Genomic DNA, 16,346 nt, shown 5'->3' on the forward strand with positions numbered 1-16,346 from the left:
ATTTTTTTGGTGAAGGTAAGGTGTTAAAGGCCGGAAATTTTTTTGTAAAAATTATTTTTTTTTCCGTTTTTAATCGTTTTAAAAGCAAAAACACTGCTCAAATGGCAGTGTTTTTAATGTATTTATTTGCTTTTTTCTAGCTTTCCAGCAGGAATTCTTTATAGTTTCCAAGAAAATCAACATTAGCATTGATAGATTCTAGTTCTTTGAGTGCATTTCCATGTAAGACTTCTTCCCAAGGTCCTTCCACGTTGATGAAGAAAAAATAATTGCCCAGCCCGGTCTTTAATGTTCTGGATTCAATTTTGCTGAGGTTCATCTTTCGCCATGCAAAAACAGATAAAACCTGATGTAATCCACCGGGGTGATCTTCAGGAAGAGTGATCAGCATTCCCGCTTTTTCTCCCAAAGTTTCCAGCTTGTTATTTTGGTATGTACCCTGCTGCTTAGAGATGATGATGAAGCGGGTATGATTCTGTTCAAAATCCTGAATATTACGGTTGATAATTTTCAGCCCATACAAATTGGCAGCAAACTGGTTGGCAACAGCGGCAATGGCGGTTTCCTTGTTCTCTGAAACAAATTTTGCGGCAGCGGCTGTAGAGGAAAAATCCTGCTTTGGGATCTCTTTATAATGAGTGTCCAGAAAATGGAAACTCTGTGCGAGTGCCTGTGGATGTGAATATATTCTTTCAATATTCTCAATAGAATTGTCCGGGTGAATCATAAGGTGATGTGCAATAGGCATTACCGCTTCTGCTTCAATCTTAACAGACGGGGTCTTATATAAATAATCCAGCGTCATAGAAACTGTTCCCTCAATAGAGTTCTCCAAAGGTACAACGGCCTTTACTACTTCTCCGCTTTCAATAGCCTTAAAACAATCCAGAATACTGGCTTGTGGTAATAACTCTTCATCAGGAAAAAGCTGCGCCGCAGCAAGCTGGGTGAAACTGGCATGAGGTCCCAAAAATGCAATCTTCATAATATAATATATAAGGGATGATTAAAATAAAGGTACAAAGGTGCGAATTAATTCATAAATAGAGTTCAATGTTTGGAGGTAAAGTTGCGGGTTACGGGATGCAAGTTATGTGATGCGGGATGCTGGTTATTTTGGTGCTGTTTACTCATAACATTAAACTTGGGTCATTAACTTTAAAACTTCTAATCCCTGCGACTTGCTACCTAACTCCTGTCATCTGGTTACTTCTTCCAATTTTTTTCAATCATTTCCATTAGAAAATCCGGGCATTTAATAATCTTATTGGTTTTTGCATCCAGAAAAAAAAGAGTAGTGGAAGCTTCTGTTATTTTAATACGCTCTTCATTGTAAATTTCATATTCAAATTCGATCCTTACTCCCGGAATTTTTTTAACATAAGTATGAATTTCTAATTTTTGATCATACAAAGCTGGTCGGATATACTTAATTTTATAGTCAGAAACAGGCAGCCAAATTCCTTGGTTTTCAATTTCATCGTATGAAATTCCTATGCTTCTGAAGAGCTCAACTCTCCCCACTTCGAAGTATGTTGCATAGTTGCCGTAGTATACGTATTTCATTGGATCTGTTTCTGCGTAACGTACTCGTATTGAGTGTGTTGTGTGTATCATTTTAGGTGCTAAATTATACATACAAATATATTTTTAAATAATCAATACCTGCAATATTTTTTTTTGAAAAGAAAAAATTGGACCTTTGTCTTCCTTCTAAACACAGTACAAACAAAGAATAATCGGGGCATAAAAAATGGATGACAATTTAATGATGATTTGGCAGAAATGCCTTCAGTTTATGCGTGATAACCTGAACGCAGCTGAAGACAATTCTGACCTGAAAAAACTTGAAAAATCTTTCGATATGTTATTTGATAAGGTTCAGCCGCTTTCATTAGTAGCTAATAACCTTACACTTATCGTACCGAGCGATTTTTACAAGGAATATATAGAGGACAACTACCTGTCCTTACTTTCTGCTGCCCTGAAGAAAAATATTGGAAAAGGAGTGAAATTATGGTATTCTGTGATGGAAAACAGACCAAAAGGTGAAGAAAAACCAGTTACCATGAACATCAAGGGACAAAGTGTTCCTACTCCAAAAACACAGGAAACAATGCCACAAGGATTCTCTGCTAATATTGTAAATCCTTTTGTAGTTCCTGGAATTAGAAAAGTAAACATAGATTCTAACCTTAAGCCTGACTATTCTTTTGATAGTTATGTAGAAGGAGAAAGCAATAAATTTGCAGCTACTGTAGCCAGATCCATCGCAAAAAGACCTGGTGCAACTGCCTTCAACCCGTTATTCTTATATGGAGGTTACGGAGTTGGAAAAACCCACCTGGGACAAGCAGTGGGACTTGAAGTAAAAAACCAGTTTCCTGATAAAGTAGTTCTTTATCTGTCTTCTGAAAAATTTATCCAGCAATTTATCTCTGCTGCCAAAGCACACAAGCAGACTGAATTTGCGAATTTCTATCAAATGGTAGATGTACTGATTATTGATGATATTCAGTTCTTATCAGGAAAATCAGCTACCCAGGATAGCTTCTTCCATATTTTTGATCATTTGCATCAGAACGGAAAACAGATTATCCTTACTTCAGATAAAGCTCCTGCTGATATTATGGATATTCAGGACAGAATTGTTTCCCGTTTCAAATGGGGGCTTTCTGCAGAAATCAAATCTCCGGATCTGTCTACAAGAAGACAAATCATTGAAGATAAACTAAGCAGAGACGGAATTGTTCTTCCGGGAGATATGCTTGACTTCCTTGCTGTGGAAACGAAAACCAATGTAAGAGAACTTATTGGAGTAATCAACTCTGTGATCGCTTACTCTACAGTATATAAGAGAGACCTGAGTCTTGAATTGTTAAAAGAAACGATCAACAGAATTGCTGCTAATCAGAAAAAGATCATCAACATTCCTTACATCCAGGAAGTTGTATGTGATTATTTCGGAATCAAAAAAGAACAATTACTGTCAAAAACAAGAAAAAGAGAGATTGCATTACCAAGACAGCTTGCCATGTACTTCTCTAAAGAATTCACCAATTCTACATTTACTAAAATAGGTGAAGAAATGGGAGGGAAAGACCACTCTACAGTAATGTATGCTTGTGATACCATCAAGGATGTATCAAAAATTGATAAAGAAATCAAGAAGTACGTAAAAGACCTTACAGAAAGAATCAAACAATAACATTGTTGACCAGAAATAAATAAGAAATGAAGGATAGTTTTATTCTTCATTTTTTATTTAGTTTTGTTGTGACAAAAGACTCTTTTTAAATTAGATAGAATATGAAAATATTAATGGTTTGTCTGGGAAATATATGCAGAAGTCCTCTGGCAGAAGGAATTATGAAAACAAAGGTGCCGGAAAATTTTGTAGTAGACTCAGCCGGAACTATTTCAATGCATGAAGGAGAACATCCCGACAAAAGAGCCATTAAAACCGCCGCGAATCATAATATTGATATCTCAAAACAGAGATCAAGACCTATCACCAGAAAAGATTTTGAAACCTTTGATAAGATCTACTGCATGGATATTGATGTATTTGAAGATGTGGTTTCCAAAACCAGAAACGAAGAAGAACGTCAGAAAGTATCTTTGTTTTTAGAAGTATTGGGAGATCATGAAAATGCTGAGGTTCCGGACCCCTACTGGGGAGATATGAGTGATTTTGAAAAGGTCTTTCAGCTTTTGGATAGGGGATGTGACGCTATTAAAAACCAAATACTAAAATCATAATCATGAAAAAACTACTGTTACTGCTCTTGGTAAGTTTTAATTTCTCTTTTGCCCAGACTAAAGATGAAACAGAGATCCGTAAAGTAATGGATGACTTTATGGGATGTATTAAAACCAGAGATGAAGCCAGATATCTCTCTTTATTTCAGGAGCCTGTGCTTTGGACCGGAATTTACAAAGACAGGACACAGGCTAAACGTCTTGAGAAAAACCCTAAGGCAGATTATTACTTTGCAGATGACTATAAAGCTTTTATCAAAAGTTTTAAAGATGATAAATCTGAAGAGAAATTTGACAATATTAAGATCGTGGAAGATGGAGCAGTAGCTTCTGCCAATTTCGATTACAGTTTTTGGTACAACGGTAAAATGGAAAACTGGGGAAAGGAGATCTGGACACTGATGAAGATCAACGGAACCTGGAAGATCACTTCGGTTACCTTTTCTATGGACCTTACAAAATATTTCCCGCAACCTTCATTAAACGAAAGAACTAAAAAATAATACAATGCTTTTTTTACTCCCTGCTTACTTATCAGAAAATACTTCTATCAACCACTTTTCGCCTGTTCTGAAGGACTATATCATGCAGACAGACTATTTCTTCGTGGAAAATGAAAAAACGGCCCGAAAGGTTGTTAAATTTTTTGCTCCGGAAAAGAAGCAGGCTGATCTGAAGCTGTTTTTATTGGACAAATACACGGAAAATGCGGACATCAAAGAAGCTCAGGAGCTGATGCTGAAAGGGCAGGACTTCGGATTGTTATCAGAAGCGGGATTGCCTTGTATTGCTGACCCTGGAAACCTGATTGTTAAATGGTGTCATGAGAAAAACATTCGGGTGATCCCTGTTTCAGGACCTTCATCCATTATTTTAGCCTTGATTTCCAGTGGATTCAACGGACAGGAGTTCACCTTTAATGGTTATCTTCCGATCGATAAAGGAGAGAAAAAGAAACACATCCTGAACCTTGAAAGCCTTGTTCAGAAAACCGGATATTCACAGATTTTCATGGAAACACCTTACAGAAACAATCAGCTTTTTGAAGATCTGTGTAAGTTTTTATCACCCAATACCAAGCTGTGTATTGCGGCTAATATCAACGACCCGGAACATGAATTCATCAAGACCAAATCTATAAAAGACTGGCAGAAACAGAAGCCTGAACTTCATAAAATTCCTGCGGTATTTGTACTTGGAAAATAGTAACATATGGCAGAATTGCCGTGATATAGCTATTTCACTTAAAAATATTTAACAGCTCTTAACAAGACTATTGCATTATTCTTGTTTTTAAAACTATACTGGAAACAGTTTAAATGTTGATAATGCAGTGAAAACCCGGGCATCAAAGATGCCCGGGTTTTCATATTAATTCTTATTTTTCTTGCCAGATTTCCATTTCCTCCAAAAGAAAATAATAAACGGAATGAGTAAAAAGAACGGCCAAAGAGAAACTATTCCGAGCATAAAGCTTACAAAACTGTTCCAGCCTTCCGTTACCGAATCTACAAACCGGCTTCCAAATCCTATTTTAGAGGTTGCCGAACTTCTCACTTTTTCTTTATATAAATTTAAACTTAAGGTGCTGTAATTCACACGGTCATCTATAAAACGAAGCCGGCCTTCTGCCACATCAATTTCATCCTCAAGCTCGCGGATTTTTTCCTGAATTTCAAGCATGTCCTTTGTGGTAGCAGCACTTTTAAGCATATCCCGATACTTTTCGAGGTAGATTTTTTTGTTGGCCAGCTTTATCGATACATCAGTATACTCTTCCGTGACATCATTGGATGAAATATTTTTGGATAAAACAGAACCTATTCCATCAGAAAAAGAACTGATAAGAACATCGAAATTTTTATGAGGGACTCTGATGATCAAATTAAGATTATCATCCAGATCCGTATTTTGAAAATCCTCTTTCTGAATATAAGCATTGTTTTTCTTTAAGATATCATTCACTTGGCGCTGAGCTTTTTTAATATCACCTACCTGGATCTTCATATCACCGTTTTTGATGATTTTTCTGGAAATAGTGTCGGTTTTCTTTGGAGTATAAACATCTTTGTTGGTTCCGTTCTCATCAGAAGCCATTTTTTCGGAAATATAAGATGGTGGAGGTATAGGTGCCGCTGCAGAAGAAGGCGCTTTATCCTCGCTTATAACTTCCATCAGGTCTGCTTTCACTTCCTGTTTTTCACCATTTGATTTGCTGCAGTTGATCAGGATAAGACCTGATAATAGGAAAATAATTTTTTTCATGGGTTAATTAGTTTTTTATGGTTATGATCAAAAAGTGTGCTCAAAAATGAGCATTTGTAAAATTGATTACTATTTTAAAATATGAAAATGTTTAAAATAACTCAATCAATAAAAGAAATAGCTGTAAAACCTACCTTGAAAATTGCCGAGACTGGTAAATTATTTCTATTTTTAATTCATGAAAAAAAGTCTTTTAGCATTTGTGTTTTCTCCATTTCTGATGTATGCCCAGGAAGTTCCGAAACTTACAGACGAAATGGCGATGAAATTATCCGACAAACCACTTCATTGTATCAATCAGGAATATCCGAATAAAACAGCGCATATCATCAATAATGCAGGCGAAGTTCCTTTAACTCCAAAAGATCTTCACCCTAGTTTTTATGGATGTTTCGACTGGCATAGCTCTGTTCATGGACACTGGATGCTTACAAGGCTTTTAAAAACAAAACCCAATCTCTCCAATGCCAAAGAGATTGAAAAGATTCTGGATGAATCTTTTCAGAAAGATAAATTGAAGACAGAAGCCGACTATTTTACAAAATATCAGCTGACAGGAACTTTTGAGAGAACCTACGGCTGGGCATGGATCTTAAAACTGGATGAAGAACTTACCAAATGGGACCATCCGAAAGCTAAAATATGGCACGAAAATCTGAAACCGTTAACCGATCAGATTCTGAAGTCCTGGAAAACGTATCTTCCAAAGCAAACCTATCCAAACAGAACCGGAGTTCACCCTAATACTGCATTTGCAATGTCTTTTGCTATCGATTGGGCAAGGGCTAATAAAGATAAGGAGTTTGAAGACCAGCTTACAGAAAAGGCTAAATATTTCTTTTTAAAAGAACAGAAAACACCTGCTTATCTGGAACCGGACGGATCTGATTTCTTTTCACCAAGTCTTGAAATTGCTGATCTGATGCGCAGAGTTCTTCCTCAAAAAGAATTTGTGCAATGGCTGAATGCTTTCTACGAAAAAAGAAGTCTGGAAAATGTTGAAAAAATTCCGGTGGTAAGTGATCTTAGCGATTATCAGACCGTTCACCTTGTAGGATTATCATTTTCAAAAGCATGGTGTATGAAAGGAATCTCCAATGCACTTCCTGCCAATCATCCGCTGAAAAAGGACTTCAGGAAAACAGCAGATGTATTTCTTGCCAATGGACTGCCATTACTTTTCCAGGGGAATTACGGCGGGGATCACTGGCTGGCAAGTTTTGCAGTCTACGCTTTGGAAGATTAATATCTGATTCCTGTTTTTTTAAGAATAAAACCTAACAGCCAGATTGGGCCTATCAGCAGAAACTGAAGATCTTTGAGGAAAGACGGCTTTTGCCCTTCTATTTTATGACCTATCAACTGAAAAATCCAGGTAATAACGAATACAGAAAGGTAAACGATCCATGATTGCTTACCGAAACTGATATTGGTCAGATAAATAAAATGCTCCATAATGAGTATAATGACAGCCATTACAATAGCGATCAAAAGAGAAAGTCTGATATAGAAAAAAGTAATAAAAGCAATCACAATAAGGCTGATAATACTGACGCATCTGAAATAGGAAGCGCAGAAATGAGGCGAGGGAATGAGGGATGCAAAACCCAGAATTGTCCAAAAGATTAAAGGCACACAAATCCAGTGAATCAACTTATTGGTAGCGTTTCTATGGCTTTTACTGTATTCTGCAAATAATAGATCAACCTTTCTCATACTGACAGGAAATTGGATTGATGCTAAAATAATAAAATTTTGTAATCACTGGTAAGATTGCTTACATTTGTCTTATGTCTGCCTTAGAAAAGTTCGGAGTTGATATTTTTACGGAACATAATATTTTCGAGCGAATAGCTGTGGGTAAGCCTTTTCGTCCAGATAATCCTGCTTTTATCTTTATTAAATCTGGAACGATAAAACTCCGGCAGCACTTCAGTGATCTGGAAGTTTCTGCCAATATGTTTATGGTAACCGATCCCCAAACCATTTATGAAGTGGTGGGAGTAACCGATGATTTTCAGTCAAGAATGGTTTCCTATAAAAGAGAATTTATTTCTGCTTTATCCTTGAAATTTAACCGCTTGATTACCTATCGTTATTTCAGGCAACAGATGAATAAAGGAGTTCCTTTTCCGGAAGATGAAATGGAAGTTGTCTGGAAAAGTGTCAATTTTCTGAAATATATTCTGGATTCTGATACGGAAATGCTGTACAAGAAAGAAATGGTAGAGCATCTTTTCTCCGTTTTCTGCTATCAGATGGCCGGGATTATTTCCAAGGAAGACAATAGCTCTATGAATCAGATGTCAAGACAGGAAGAGATTGTATTTGTCTTTCTTACCGATCTTGCAGAGCATCACCTTACAGAAAAAACCGTTGAGTTTTATGCCGAGCGGCAGTCGATTACAACCAGACATCTTTCTTCTGTGGTGAAGACTATCACAGGTAAATCTGCGAGTCAGATTATTGCTTTAATTGTCATCAATGAGGCAAAAGTACTCTTAAACTCTTCCAATAAACCGGTTTCAGAGGTTTCTTCTATTCTCGGTTTCAGTGATCAATACTCGTTTTCTCACTTTTTCAAGAAACATCTGGAAGTAAGTCCCACACAGTACAGACATCAGTTCGAAAGTTAAAATCTTACATTTGAACATCTTTTTCCAAAAATCAAACATTTGATTGATTTTGTTGTTGCCCTAACTTTGCATCTGTAAAACAAGGTAAAATGACAAAGAAAATAAAAACAGCACTATCTGTACTGATAGCAGCTTTTCCTGCGCTGTTTTTTTCCCAACAGATCAAACAGATGACCGCAGGTGAGGTGGCGGAACTCGCTGTTCAGAATCATCAGCAACTTAAAGTGTCTGCTCAGAATATTGATATTGCAAAACAAAACACGAATGTTGTTAAACTTCAAAAACTTCCCACTATTACAGCTTCTACAAGCCAGTTCTATTTAGGGGATGCACTAGCAATTGATAAAGATTTTTCAAATTCTACAAATATTCCGATGCCGCATTACGGAAGTTCATACGCTGTACAGGCTACACAGCTGATCTTCAAAGGAGGGTTGGTGAATAAGTCTGTTGAAATGGCAGGACTTCGTGAGCAGCTTTCTGAACTGGATTTAGAGAAAAATAAGCAGGATGTAAAATTTTTGGTAATTTCCAATTATCTGGATATCTATAAAACGATGAACCAGGAAGAGGTATTTCAGAATAATAAAAAACTGGCACAGGAACGTCTTAAAAATATCCAGAAGTTCTATCAGCAAGGGATGGTAACACGAAATGAAGTGATTCGTGGAGAACTGGCCATTAAAAATCTGGATCAGGGAATTCTGACACTTTCCAACAATAAGAAAATCCTTAATTATAATTTAAATATTGCTTTAGGTTTATCCTCGGATACAGAAATTGTTCCTACAGAAAACTTGGAAAATAAAGAATCGGGGATAGGCATGGATTATTATACAGACCTTGCTCATGAGAAAAACCCATTGCTTAAATCTGCTCAAAAAAACATTGATGTTGCAGATAAAAACATTGAGATCATAAAAACCGATAATGCGCCTACCGTAGCCGGATTTGGAGGCTATACCCTGCAAAGACCTATTACCACCAGAAATCCTGTTTTGGATATGTATTCCGGAGGCTGGCAGACAGGAGTTTCTTTGAGCTATAATATCGATACACTCTTTAAAACGAAAGAAAAAGTAAAATTAGGTGAACTGCAAAAGAACCAGGCGAATGATGCCATGACTCTGGTGCAGCAGAATGTAGATATGGGAGTGAATGCAGCCTATACAAAATATCAGGAAGCAATCCAGCAGGCAGATATTCTGAATGATTCCAAAAGACTGGCAGAAGAAAACTACAAGATTACGGAAGCCAAATATCTGAACCAACTGGCTGTACAGGCAGAAATGATTGATGCCCAGAACCAGAAACTGCAGTCAGAGCTGGATTATGCCAATGCAGAAATTAATGTTTTGTATCAGTATTATAACCTTTTGAAATCTACAGGAACACTTTAATTTTTAAAACTGAAAATCAACAATGGAAAACAAGGAACAAACTTCTCAAAATACGACACCAACTCCTGCTGCACCAAGCGCAGAGAATAAAAAAAAGAAAAATAAAACCAATAAAATAAGAGCCATCATTTCCAATATCATCGTCTTTATGGTGATCGGTTTCGGATTATTCTGGTTAATTCGTGAATATTTCCACATCGGAAACAAAACCTATACGGAAGCAGCACAGGTAGAAGAATTTATCAATCCTGTTAATACAAGGGTTTCAGCATATATCAAAGAAATTAAGTTCATTGAACATCAGCATGTAAAAAAAGGAGATACACTGGTAGTCCTTGACGAACGTGAAATTCTTACACAATTGGGACAGGCAGAAGCCGCTTATCAGAATGCAATGGCTCAAAAGACAGCCACAAGCTCTTCTGTAAATACTGTTTCCAACAATGTCAACGTGATGCAGTCCAATATTGCAGGCGCAAAAGCTAGATTATGGAATGCGGAGCAGAATTTAAACCGATATAAAAATCTTTTATCAGCAGAAGCGGTTACAAGACAACAATATGATCAGGTAAAAACAGAATACGATGCACAAAAAGCAGCTTATGAAACTTTAGTGAATCAAAAACAATCAGCGAATCTTTCCACTACAGAAGTGAAAAGCAGACTGGGAATTAATGATGCTGAAATTAAAAGAACGAAATCTGCCTTGGATATGGCGAAAATCAATCTTTCATATACCGTTATTACGGCGCCATACGATGGAGTAATGGGAAGAAGAACCATCTCTGAAGGTCAATTGATTCAGCCGGGACAGCAGGTTGCAACCATCGTTCTGAATGGTCAGAAATGGGTAACAGCCAACTTCCTGGAAAGCCAGATGCCAAATATTAAAATTGGTGAGAAAATTTCCATGACAGCTGATGCTTTGGGAGGGAAAAAATTTGAAGGAGTGGTCACGGCTGTTTCAGCGGCTACCGGATCACGATATTCAAGTGTGCCTACAGATAACTCTACCGGAAACTTTATTAAAGTACAGCAGAGAATTCCTGTAAGAATAGAGTTTACAGCTTCCAACAAAAAAGAAGATCTGGATAAACTGAGTGCCGGAATGAATATGAATGTGAATATTGGCAGTAAGTAAAAGATTTAATAATCGAAAGATTAAAAGATTAGAAAATACAGAAGTTAAGCTGAAAACTTCCAGTCTCTATCTTCTAGTTTCTAACCTCTAATTTCTAATTTTATCATGTACAACAAAGGATTATATAGCGACTGGGTGCCGAAACCCGTACAGCTGCTGCTGATTGTATTACTGCTTGCCGTGGTAATGCCTATCGGTGGAGTGTATACGGGGAATATCAGTTCTCTGGTAGGCGGTACAGGTGCCATGACAGAATATTTTATGTGGGCCAACTATGCAACTACCATTGGCATGGGAGCCTGTATGCCTGTTGTTCTCAGAATTAAAATGAGATTCAAAGTAAGGGATAAGATGGTTTTACTTCTTGTTCTTTTAGGATTGCTCAGCTACGTGAACGGGACTACCTTACAGCCAATGATTTTTATATTTACTTCTTTACTCATTGGTTTTATGAAGATGATGGTAACCATAGAACTCTTTCTGCCACTCATGGTTATGATTGGAAACCGCGGAATATTTTATGGAGCTTTCTATACATTCGTTCTGGTAATGAATCAAGTGGCTACTTATTATGCGGCAGAGTTTACCCTTCTCTATAACTGGCAGCAATTTTATCTGTTTACGGCTGTTTTATGCTTTATTTTAGCTTTAATACACTGGATTTTTATGCATAATAAATATTTTGCGTTAAAAGTTCCCTTGCATTATATTGATTGGTTAAGTATTTTACTTTTCATCTCGACTTTTATGTTTTCGGCGTATGTTTATTCGTTTGGAAGACAGCAGGACTGGTTTAATTCGAAGAATATTATGAATGCAAGTATTGCCGCTTTTGTGAGCTTTGCGCTGCTTTCTATCCGTCAGTTAACTTTAAAACGGCCCTACCTTTCATTCAAGATTTTCACAAAAAATAATGTACAACACGGGTTGTTCATGCTTTTCTGGCTGGGAATGTTTTTAGGAACAGCTTCCATTCAGAATACTTTTGCGGTGGGTGTATTAGGGTATGATCAATTGACCAATACCGGACTGAGTTTATTGATGATTCCCGGAATTATTCTTGCAGGAGCAATTGCCATTTTCTGGTTCAAAAAAGAAAAGCCTTTGAAAATGTATATTTTTTCCGGTTTTTCAGCAATGGTTGGATACGCCATCATTATGTACTTTTCTATGGTATTGGAATTCAGTTATGACAACTGGTATCTGCCCATGTTTTTAAAAGGTTACGGAATGTGTTCACTGTTTATTTCCGTATGGTTTTATACGCTGGATAAGCTTGAAATGGATGAAATGCTGGCAGCCATCGGACTTGTATTGGTTTGGAGAACTTTCCTGGCGGTAGGGATTTTTTCAACACTCTATGCCTGGTTTCAATACCGTTTCCAGATTATGGCGATAGGGGATCTTGCCGTTTATATGGACGGAATGACTGTCACACCTCAGAATGTAGCAGCCAATATGAAACCGATTCAGCTTAACGCTATTATCATTGCCACCAAAAAGATATTCGGATATATTATCTTAGTCGGATTTGGAGTATTGATTTATGTTGCTACCCATCATTTTGGAGCAAAACGTTTTCAGTATTTCAGATTTGTGAGAGTGCTTGGTGGTAAATCAGTTATCGCAAGAAGAAGACTTCATGAAAGAAAAAAATTATTAGAAGAAATAAAAGATGCTGCAGGACCTGCGGTATAAAAGAAACCTTGTTTTTCACTAGTAGAATCCCGGTCCTTGGTTGGCTGGGATTTTACGTTTTTAAGAAGATGTCAAATTTTAAACTTTTTGAAACATTAATAAGGATTAAGGTGTTTAGAATATTAAGATGAGCTTCGCTTTAAGCTTAAAAATCAGAATGATTTATCTTAACTATACTTTATTCCTTAATCCTTCTTAATGGTTTTTATATATATCCAGATTTAAAAAACTTTTCTGTAAAAAGATATTTACCATCATAAAATAAGGGAAAATTTCATGTTTTGTTATTTTTATTCTTTCTAAATAAGAATTATATTTGTGAGATTATAAAACTTTGAAGTAGAAAGAATGAAAAAGCAGTATGCATTCATAGGTCTTTTGGTTTCGGGAGTGATGATTTCCCAGACAGTTAAAGATTCTATTGCCTCTAAAGGTATTGAAGACGTGGTAATCGTAGCCTCCAGAAAGCCTACAAAAATCTCTGAAGTTCCGGGAACCGTTTGGGTAGTACAGAAAGAAAAGATCCAGGAACAAGCTAAAAGCGGAGTTCCGATCAAAGAAATGTTATCGATTCTGATTCCTTCTATGGATATCGGGCCACAGGGAAGGACTAATTATGGACAAAATATGAGAGGACGTTCTGCGCTTGTAATGATCGACGGGGTTTCTCTGAACAGCATCCGTGCAATAAGCCGTCAGTTGGATGCCATTGATCCATTTAATATTGAAAGAATTGAGGTTCTCTCTGGAGCAAGCTCAATTTATGGGGGAAATGCTACCGGAGGGATTATCAATATCATTACAAAAACACCTTCCAAAAAAGGAATCAGTGGAGAAACAGAACTGGGAGTACGTACAGGTTTTATGGGGAAAGACGACCATGATTTCCGTGCCGCTCAATCCATTGCTGCCAAGGGTGATAAGTTCTTCGGAAGGCTTGGAGTTGCTTATCAGCAGAACGGAGGTGTGTATGGGGCAGATCAGAAACAGCTTTTTACAGATATTACACAAACCGACCTTCAATACAACCAGTCGATTGACATTTTGGCTACAGGAGGATACCAGTTTAACAATAAACATAAAATAACAGCTTCCCTTCAGTATTACAATTCTAAATTTAATGGAGACAGAAGCTTATTTTTAGGTGAAAATTTAAGTGCTTTCACCACCAAAAATGCTTCATTACTTGAAATGAGAGATGGTTTCTCTTCCGATAAAAACGTAGGTACAGAGCGTTATATGGCAACGGTAGCTTATAACGCAAACGGAATTTTGGGAGGGCAGGACCTTTATGTACAGCTGGCAACCCGTGGCGAAAAATTAGGATTCTATCCATTCCCTGGAAATGTTATGTTACAGACAGGAAGAATACCTTATATGTCCTCTTCACAGCAGGATACTTATTATTCCGGGATTAAAGCTTTGCTATCCAAATCATGGCGTGGATTAAACGTTACGTATGGAGCAGACTTCGATTTTGAAAAGTTTGAAGGAACCCAATCTGTTTATGATATTTCTAAAACAATGTCCAGCGGAGGTCTGATCAATGAGACAAAATACAGCCTGGGAAGATATCCTACCAACAACTCACAAAGCTATGCAGGATATGTTCAGGCAAAATATAATATTCTTCCAAAACTACAACTGAACGCAGGAATCCGTTATCAGCATATCAACGTAAAAATGGATGATTTTGTCGGTTCCGAACAACAGACACAGGTTGCAATGGGATACGGAAGTTCAGCATCTGTAATTCCGGGTGGTGAAAGTTCTTATAATGTGACCTTAGCCAATGCAGGATTGTTATATAAATTCAATGAGCAGCACCAGGTTTGGGGGACTTTTTCTCAAGGAGCAAGTTTAGCTGATCCTGCCAAATTTTATGGAATCGGGCAATATAAACTTGTGGGAACCAACTGGGATGTTGTATCCAGTATCAATGTAAAAGAACAGCCGCTGCAGGCGATCAAAACCAATCAGTTTGAAGTAGGATACCGAATAAACAGAGGAGGTTTAAGAGCTCAGATTGCCGGATTCCTCAGTACTTCTGATAAAACGGTTGCCGTAGATAAAAAGACCTTCCAGATTCTCGTGAATGATTTGAAATTAAGAAACATGGGAATTGAAGCTGAGGTTTCTTATTCCTTAAGCAATGGCGTTTATTTCGGAGCAAGCGGGCTGTTGATCAAATCTGAAGTAGATAATAAAGGAGAATGGCAGAAACAGGAGATTTACAATGCTTCTCCTTCAAAATTGGTGACCTATATCGGGTATAATATTAAAAACTGGTCATTCAGATTCCAGTCGTTACAGAATTTCAAGCAGAAAGACGAGCTTAATAATGTTGTGGAAGGCTACAATACTTCAGACCTGATGATGGCATACCGATTTAACTGGGGTAAATTCAATGTAGGAATCCAGAATTTATTTAATACAGATTATCAGACCATCTGGAGCAAGCGTTCCCAGGTTTTATATTCTACTTACGGACTTCCGGAACTGTTTAATTATAAAGGAAGAGGAAGAACATTCAACCTTTCCTACACTTTTGAGTTTTAAGAAATGATCGGATTTAAAATGCCCTGATCTGGAAATATATTGTATTTCAAATCCGGTTTCTGATACTATCGGAAACCGGATTTTAATTAAAAAAATCAGTTATGGCTAAAATTTCAACAAGGTAGGAATCAATGGTATAACGTAAATTTCTTTTAACGCTGGGAACGCAAAGTTTTTTAATCCGACCTGAAAATAATTTCGTTCGCAAAGGCATTTCATTTAGCTAAGATATTACTGTTTCATTGCTGAGTGAAATGCCTTTGCGATCTTAAAGAGTACGCGCATCTTTAAAAAAAGTGATCTATTGCGTTATAATAATGTGCCCAAATGCTATCATGAAAATTCTTTTAACGCTGGGACCGCAAAGTTTTTTAATCCGACCTGAAAATAATTTCGTTCGCAAAGACATTTCATTTAGCTAAGATATTTACTGTTTTATTGCTGAGTGAAACGCCTTAGCGATCTTAAAGAATACGTGCATCCTTAAAAAATCGCGATCTATTGCGTTATAATAATGTGCCCAAATGCTATCATGAAAATTCTTTTAACGCTGGGACCGCAAAATTTTTTAATCCGACCTGAAAATAATTTCGTTCGCAAAGGTATTTCATTTAGCTAAGATATTTACTGTTTTATTGCTGAGTGAAACGCCTTAGCGATCTTAAAGAATACGCGCATCTTTAAAAAAAGTGATCTATTGAGTTATAATAATGTGCCCAAATGCTATCATGAAAATTCTTTTAACGCTGAGACCGCAAAGTTTTTTAATCCGACCTGAAAATAATTTCGTTCGCAAAGGCATTTCATTTAGCTAAGATATTACTGTTTCATTGCTGAGTGAAACGCCTTTGCGATCTTAAAGAGTACGCGCATCTTAAAAAAAAA

14 protein-coding genes are annotated in these 16,346 nt (G+C 37.0%); 10 read left to right on the forward strand and 4 right to left on the reverse strand.

Features of this window, described 5'->3' with window-relative positions; all coding sequences use genetic code 11:
* Positions 1-136: 136 nt before the first annotated feature.
* Together pheA and FN817_RS00615 are read right to left on the reverse strand one after the other, a co-directional pair.
* On the reverse strand, positions 137-985 hold the full coding sequence (gene pheA / locus FN817_RS00610; protein ID WP_142716257.1) for a prephenate dehydratase: 849 nt from the start codon (positions 983-985) through the stop codon (positions 137-139).
* Between the two features lie 221 nt (positions 986-1,206).
* Complete coding sequence (locus FN817_RS00615; protein WP_142717030.1) at positions 1,207-1,617, reverse strand: acyl-CoA thioesterase; 411 nt, start codon at positions 1,615-1,617, stop codon at positions 1,207-1,209.
* A gap of 136 nt (positions 1,618-1,753) precedes the next feature.
* On the opposite strand from FN817_RS00615, the gene dnaA reads away from it, so the two are divergent.
* From dnaA to FN817_RS00635, 4 genes are all read left to right on the forward strand, one after another.
* A complete protein-coding gene (gene dnaA, locus FN817_RS00620) occupies positions 1,754-3,208 on the forward strand; it encodes a chromosomal replication initiator protein DnaA (RefSeq protein WP_047376841.1) in 1,455 nt (484 codons plus the stop codon).
* 101 nt (positions 3,209-3,309) lie between these two features.
* The gene (locus FN817_RS00625; RefSeq protein WP_142716258.1) at positions 3,310-3,762 is read left to right on the forward strand and encodes a low molecular weight protein-tyrosine-phosphatase; all 453 of its coding nucleotides are present in this window, start codon (positions 3,310-3,312) and stop codon (positions 3,760-3,762) included.
* A 2-nt stretch (positions 3,763-3,764) separates the two neighbouring features.
* Positions 3,765-4,265 carry a Cif family virulence factor gene (locus tag FN817_RS00630; RefSeq protein ID WP_142716259.1) on the forward strand — a complete coding sequence of 167 codons (501 nt, stop codon included), beginning with the start codon at positions 3,765-3,767 and terminating at the stop codon, positions 4,263-4,265.
* 4 nt (positions 4,266-4,269) lie between these two features.
* Positions 4,270-4,968: an SAM-dependent methyltransferase gene (locus FN817_RS00635; RefSeq protein WP_142716260.1), complete on the forward strand. Its 699-nt coding sequence runs from the start codon at positions 4,270-4,272 to the stop codon at positions 4,966-4,968.
* A gap of 165 nt (positions 4,969-5,133) precedes the next feature.
* Here FN817_RS00635 and FN817_RS00640 read toward each other — a convergent pair whose 3' ends face one another.
* A complete protein-coding gene (locus FN817_RS00640; protein WP_142716261.1) occupies positions 5,134-6,027 on the reverse strand; it encodes a DUF4349 domain-containing protein in 894 nt (297 codons plus the stop codon).
* Positions 6,028-6,205: 178 nt separating this feature from the next.
* Between FN817_RS00640 and FN817_RS00645 the strand changes: the two genes are divergently transcribed.
* Positions 6,206-7,273 carry a DUF2891 domain-containing protein gene (locus tag FN817_RS00645; RefSeq protein WP_142716262.1) on the forward strand — a complete coding sequence of 356 codons (1,068 nt, stop codon included), beginning with the start codon at positions 6,206-6,208 and terminating at the stop codon, positions 7,271-7,273.
* Here FN817_RS00645 and FN817_RS00650 read toward each other — a convergent pair.
* A complete protein-coding gene (locus FN817_RS00650) occupies positions 7,270-7,743 on the reverse strand; it encodes an Mpo1 family 2-hydroxy fatty acid dioxygenase (RefSeq protein WP_142716263.1) in 474 nt (157 codons plus the stop codon). The two genes, FN817_RS00645 and FN817_RS00650, sit on opposite strands and share 4 nt — an antisense overlap.
* 74 nt (positions 7,744-7,817) lie before the next feature.
* On the opposite strand from FN817_RS00650, the gene FN817_RS00655 reads away from it, so the two are divergent.
* The 5 genes from FN817_RS00655 to FN817_RS00675 all read left to right on the forward strand — a co-directional run bounded on the left by FN817_RS00655 (position 7,818) and on the right by FN817_RS00675 (position 15,461).
* Complete coding sequence (locus FN817_RS00655) at positions 7,818-8,663, forward strand: helix-turn-helix domain-containing protein (protein WP_142716264.1); 846 nt, start codon at positions 7,818-7,820, stop codon at positions 8,661-8,663.
* An 89-nt stretch (positions 8,664-8,752) separates the two neighbouring features.
* Positions 8,753-10,063: a TolC family protein gene (locus FN817_RS00660; protein ID WP_142716265.1), complete on the forward strand. Its 1,311-nt coding sequence runs from the start codon at positions 8,753-8,755 to the stop codon at positions 10,061-10,063.
* Between the two features lie 22 nt (positions 10,064-10,085).
* The gene (locus tag FN817_RS00665) at positions 10,086-11,204 is read left to right on the forward strand and encodes an HlyD family secretion protein (RefSeq protein ID WP_142716266.1); all 1,119 of its coding nucleotides are present in this window, start codon (positions 10,086-10,088) and stop codon (positions 11,202-11,204) included.
* A 105-nt stretch (positions 11,205-11,309) separates the two neighbouring features.
* On the forward strand, positions 11,310-12,902 hold the full coding sequence (locus tag FN817_RS00670; RefSeq protein ID WP_142716267.1) for an MFS transporter: 1,593 nt from the start codon (positions 11,310-11,312) through the stop codon (positions 12,900-12,902).
* Between the two features lie 348 nt (positions 12,903-13,250).
* On the forward strand, positions 13,251-15,461 hold the full coding sequence (locus tag FN817_RS00675) for a TonB-dependent receptor (protein ID WP_142716268.1): 2,211 nt from the start codon (positions 13,251-13,253) through the stop codon (positions 15,459-15,461).
* Positions 15,462-16,346 lie beyond the last annotated feature (885 nt).

This window comes from Chryseobacterium rhizoplanae, from assembly GCF_900182655.1.
Taxonomy (GTDB): domain Bacteria; phylum Bacteroidota; class Bacteroidia; order Flavobacteriales; family Weeksellaceae; genus Chryseobacterium; species Chryseobacterium rhizoplanae.

What these genes read in the sequence shown, in the direction of transcription:
- FN817_RS00635 (WP_142716260.1), top strand. Translation starts at nt 4,270, where the DNA reads ATGCTTTTTTTACTCCCTGCTTACTTATCAGAAAATACTTCTATCAAC.
- FN817_RS00675 (WP_142716268.1), top strand. Translation starts at nt 13,251, where the DNA reads ATGAAAAAGCAGTATGCATTCATAGGTCTTTTGGTTTCGGGAGTGATG.
- FN817_RS00665 (WP_142716266.1), top strand. Translation starts at nt 10,086, where the DNA reads ATGGAAAACAAGGAACAAACTTCTCAAAATACGACACCAACTCCTGCT.
- FN817_RS00615 (WP_142717030.1), bottom strand. Translation starts at nt 1,617, where the DNA reads ATGATACACACAACACACTCAATACGAGTACGTTACGCAGAAACAGAT.
- FN817_RS00660 (WP_142716265.1), top strand. Translation starts at nt 8,753, where the DNA reads ATGACAAAGAAAATAAAAACAGCACTATCTGTACTGATAGCAGCTTTT.
- FN817_RS00640 (WP_142716261.1), bottom strand. Translation starts at nt 6,027, where the DNA reads ATGAAAAAAATTATTTTCCTATTATCAGGTCTTATCCTGATCAACTGC.
- dnaA (WP_047376841.1), top strand. Translation starts at nt 1,754, where the DNA reads ATGGATGACAATTTAATGATGATTTGGCAGAAATGCCTTCAGTTTATG.
- FN817_RS00625 (WP_142716258.1), top strand. Translation starts at nt 3,310, where the DNA reads ATGAAAATATTAATGGTTTGTCTGGGAAATATATGCAGAAGTCCTCTG.
- FN817_RS00650 (WP_142716263.1), bottom strand. Translation starts at nt 7,743, where the DNA reads ATGAGAAAGGTTGATCTATTATTTGCAGAATACAGTAAAAGCCATAGA.
- FN817_RS00670 (WP_142716267.1), top strand. Translation starts at nt 11,310, where the DNA reads ATGTACAACAAAGGATTATATAGCGACTGGGTGCCGAAACCCGTACAG.
- FN817_RS00645 (WP_142716262.1), top strand. Translation starts at nt 6,206, where the DNA reads ATGAAAAAAAGTCTTTTAGCATTTGTGTTTTCTCCATTTCTGATGTAT.
- FN817_RS00655 (WP_142716264.1), top strand. Translation starts at nt 7,818, where the DNA reads ATGTCTGCCTTAGAAAAGTTCGGAGTTGATATTTTTACGGAACATAAT.
- FN817_RS00630 (WP_142716259.1), top strand. Translation starts at nt 3,765, where the DNA reads ATGAAAAAACTACTGTTACTGCTCTTGGTAAGTTTTAATTTCTCTTTT.
- pheA (WP_142716257.1), bottom strand. Translation starts at nt 985, where the DNA reads ATGAAGATTGCATTTTTGGGACCTCATGCCAGTTTCACCCAGCTTGCT.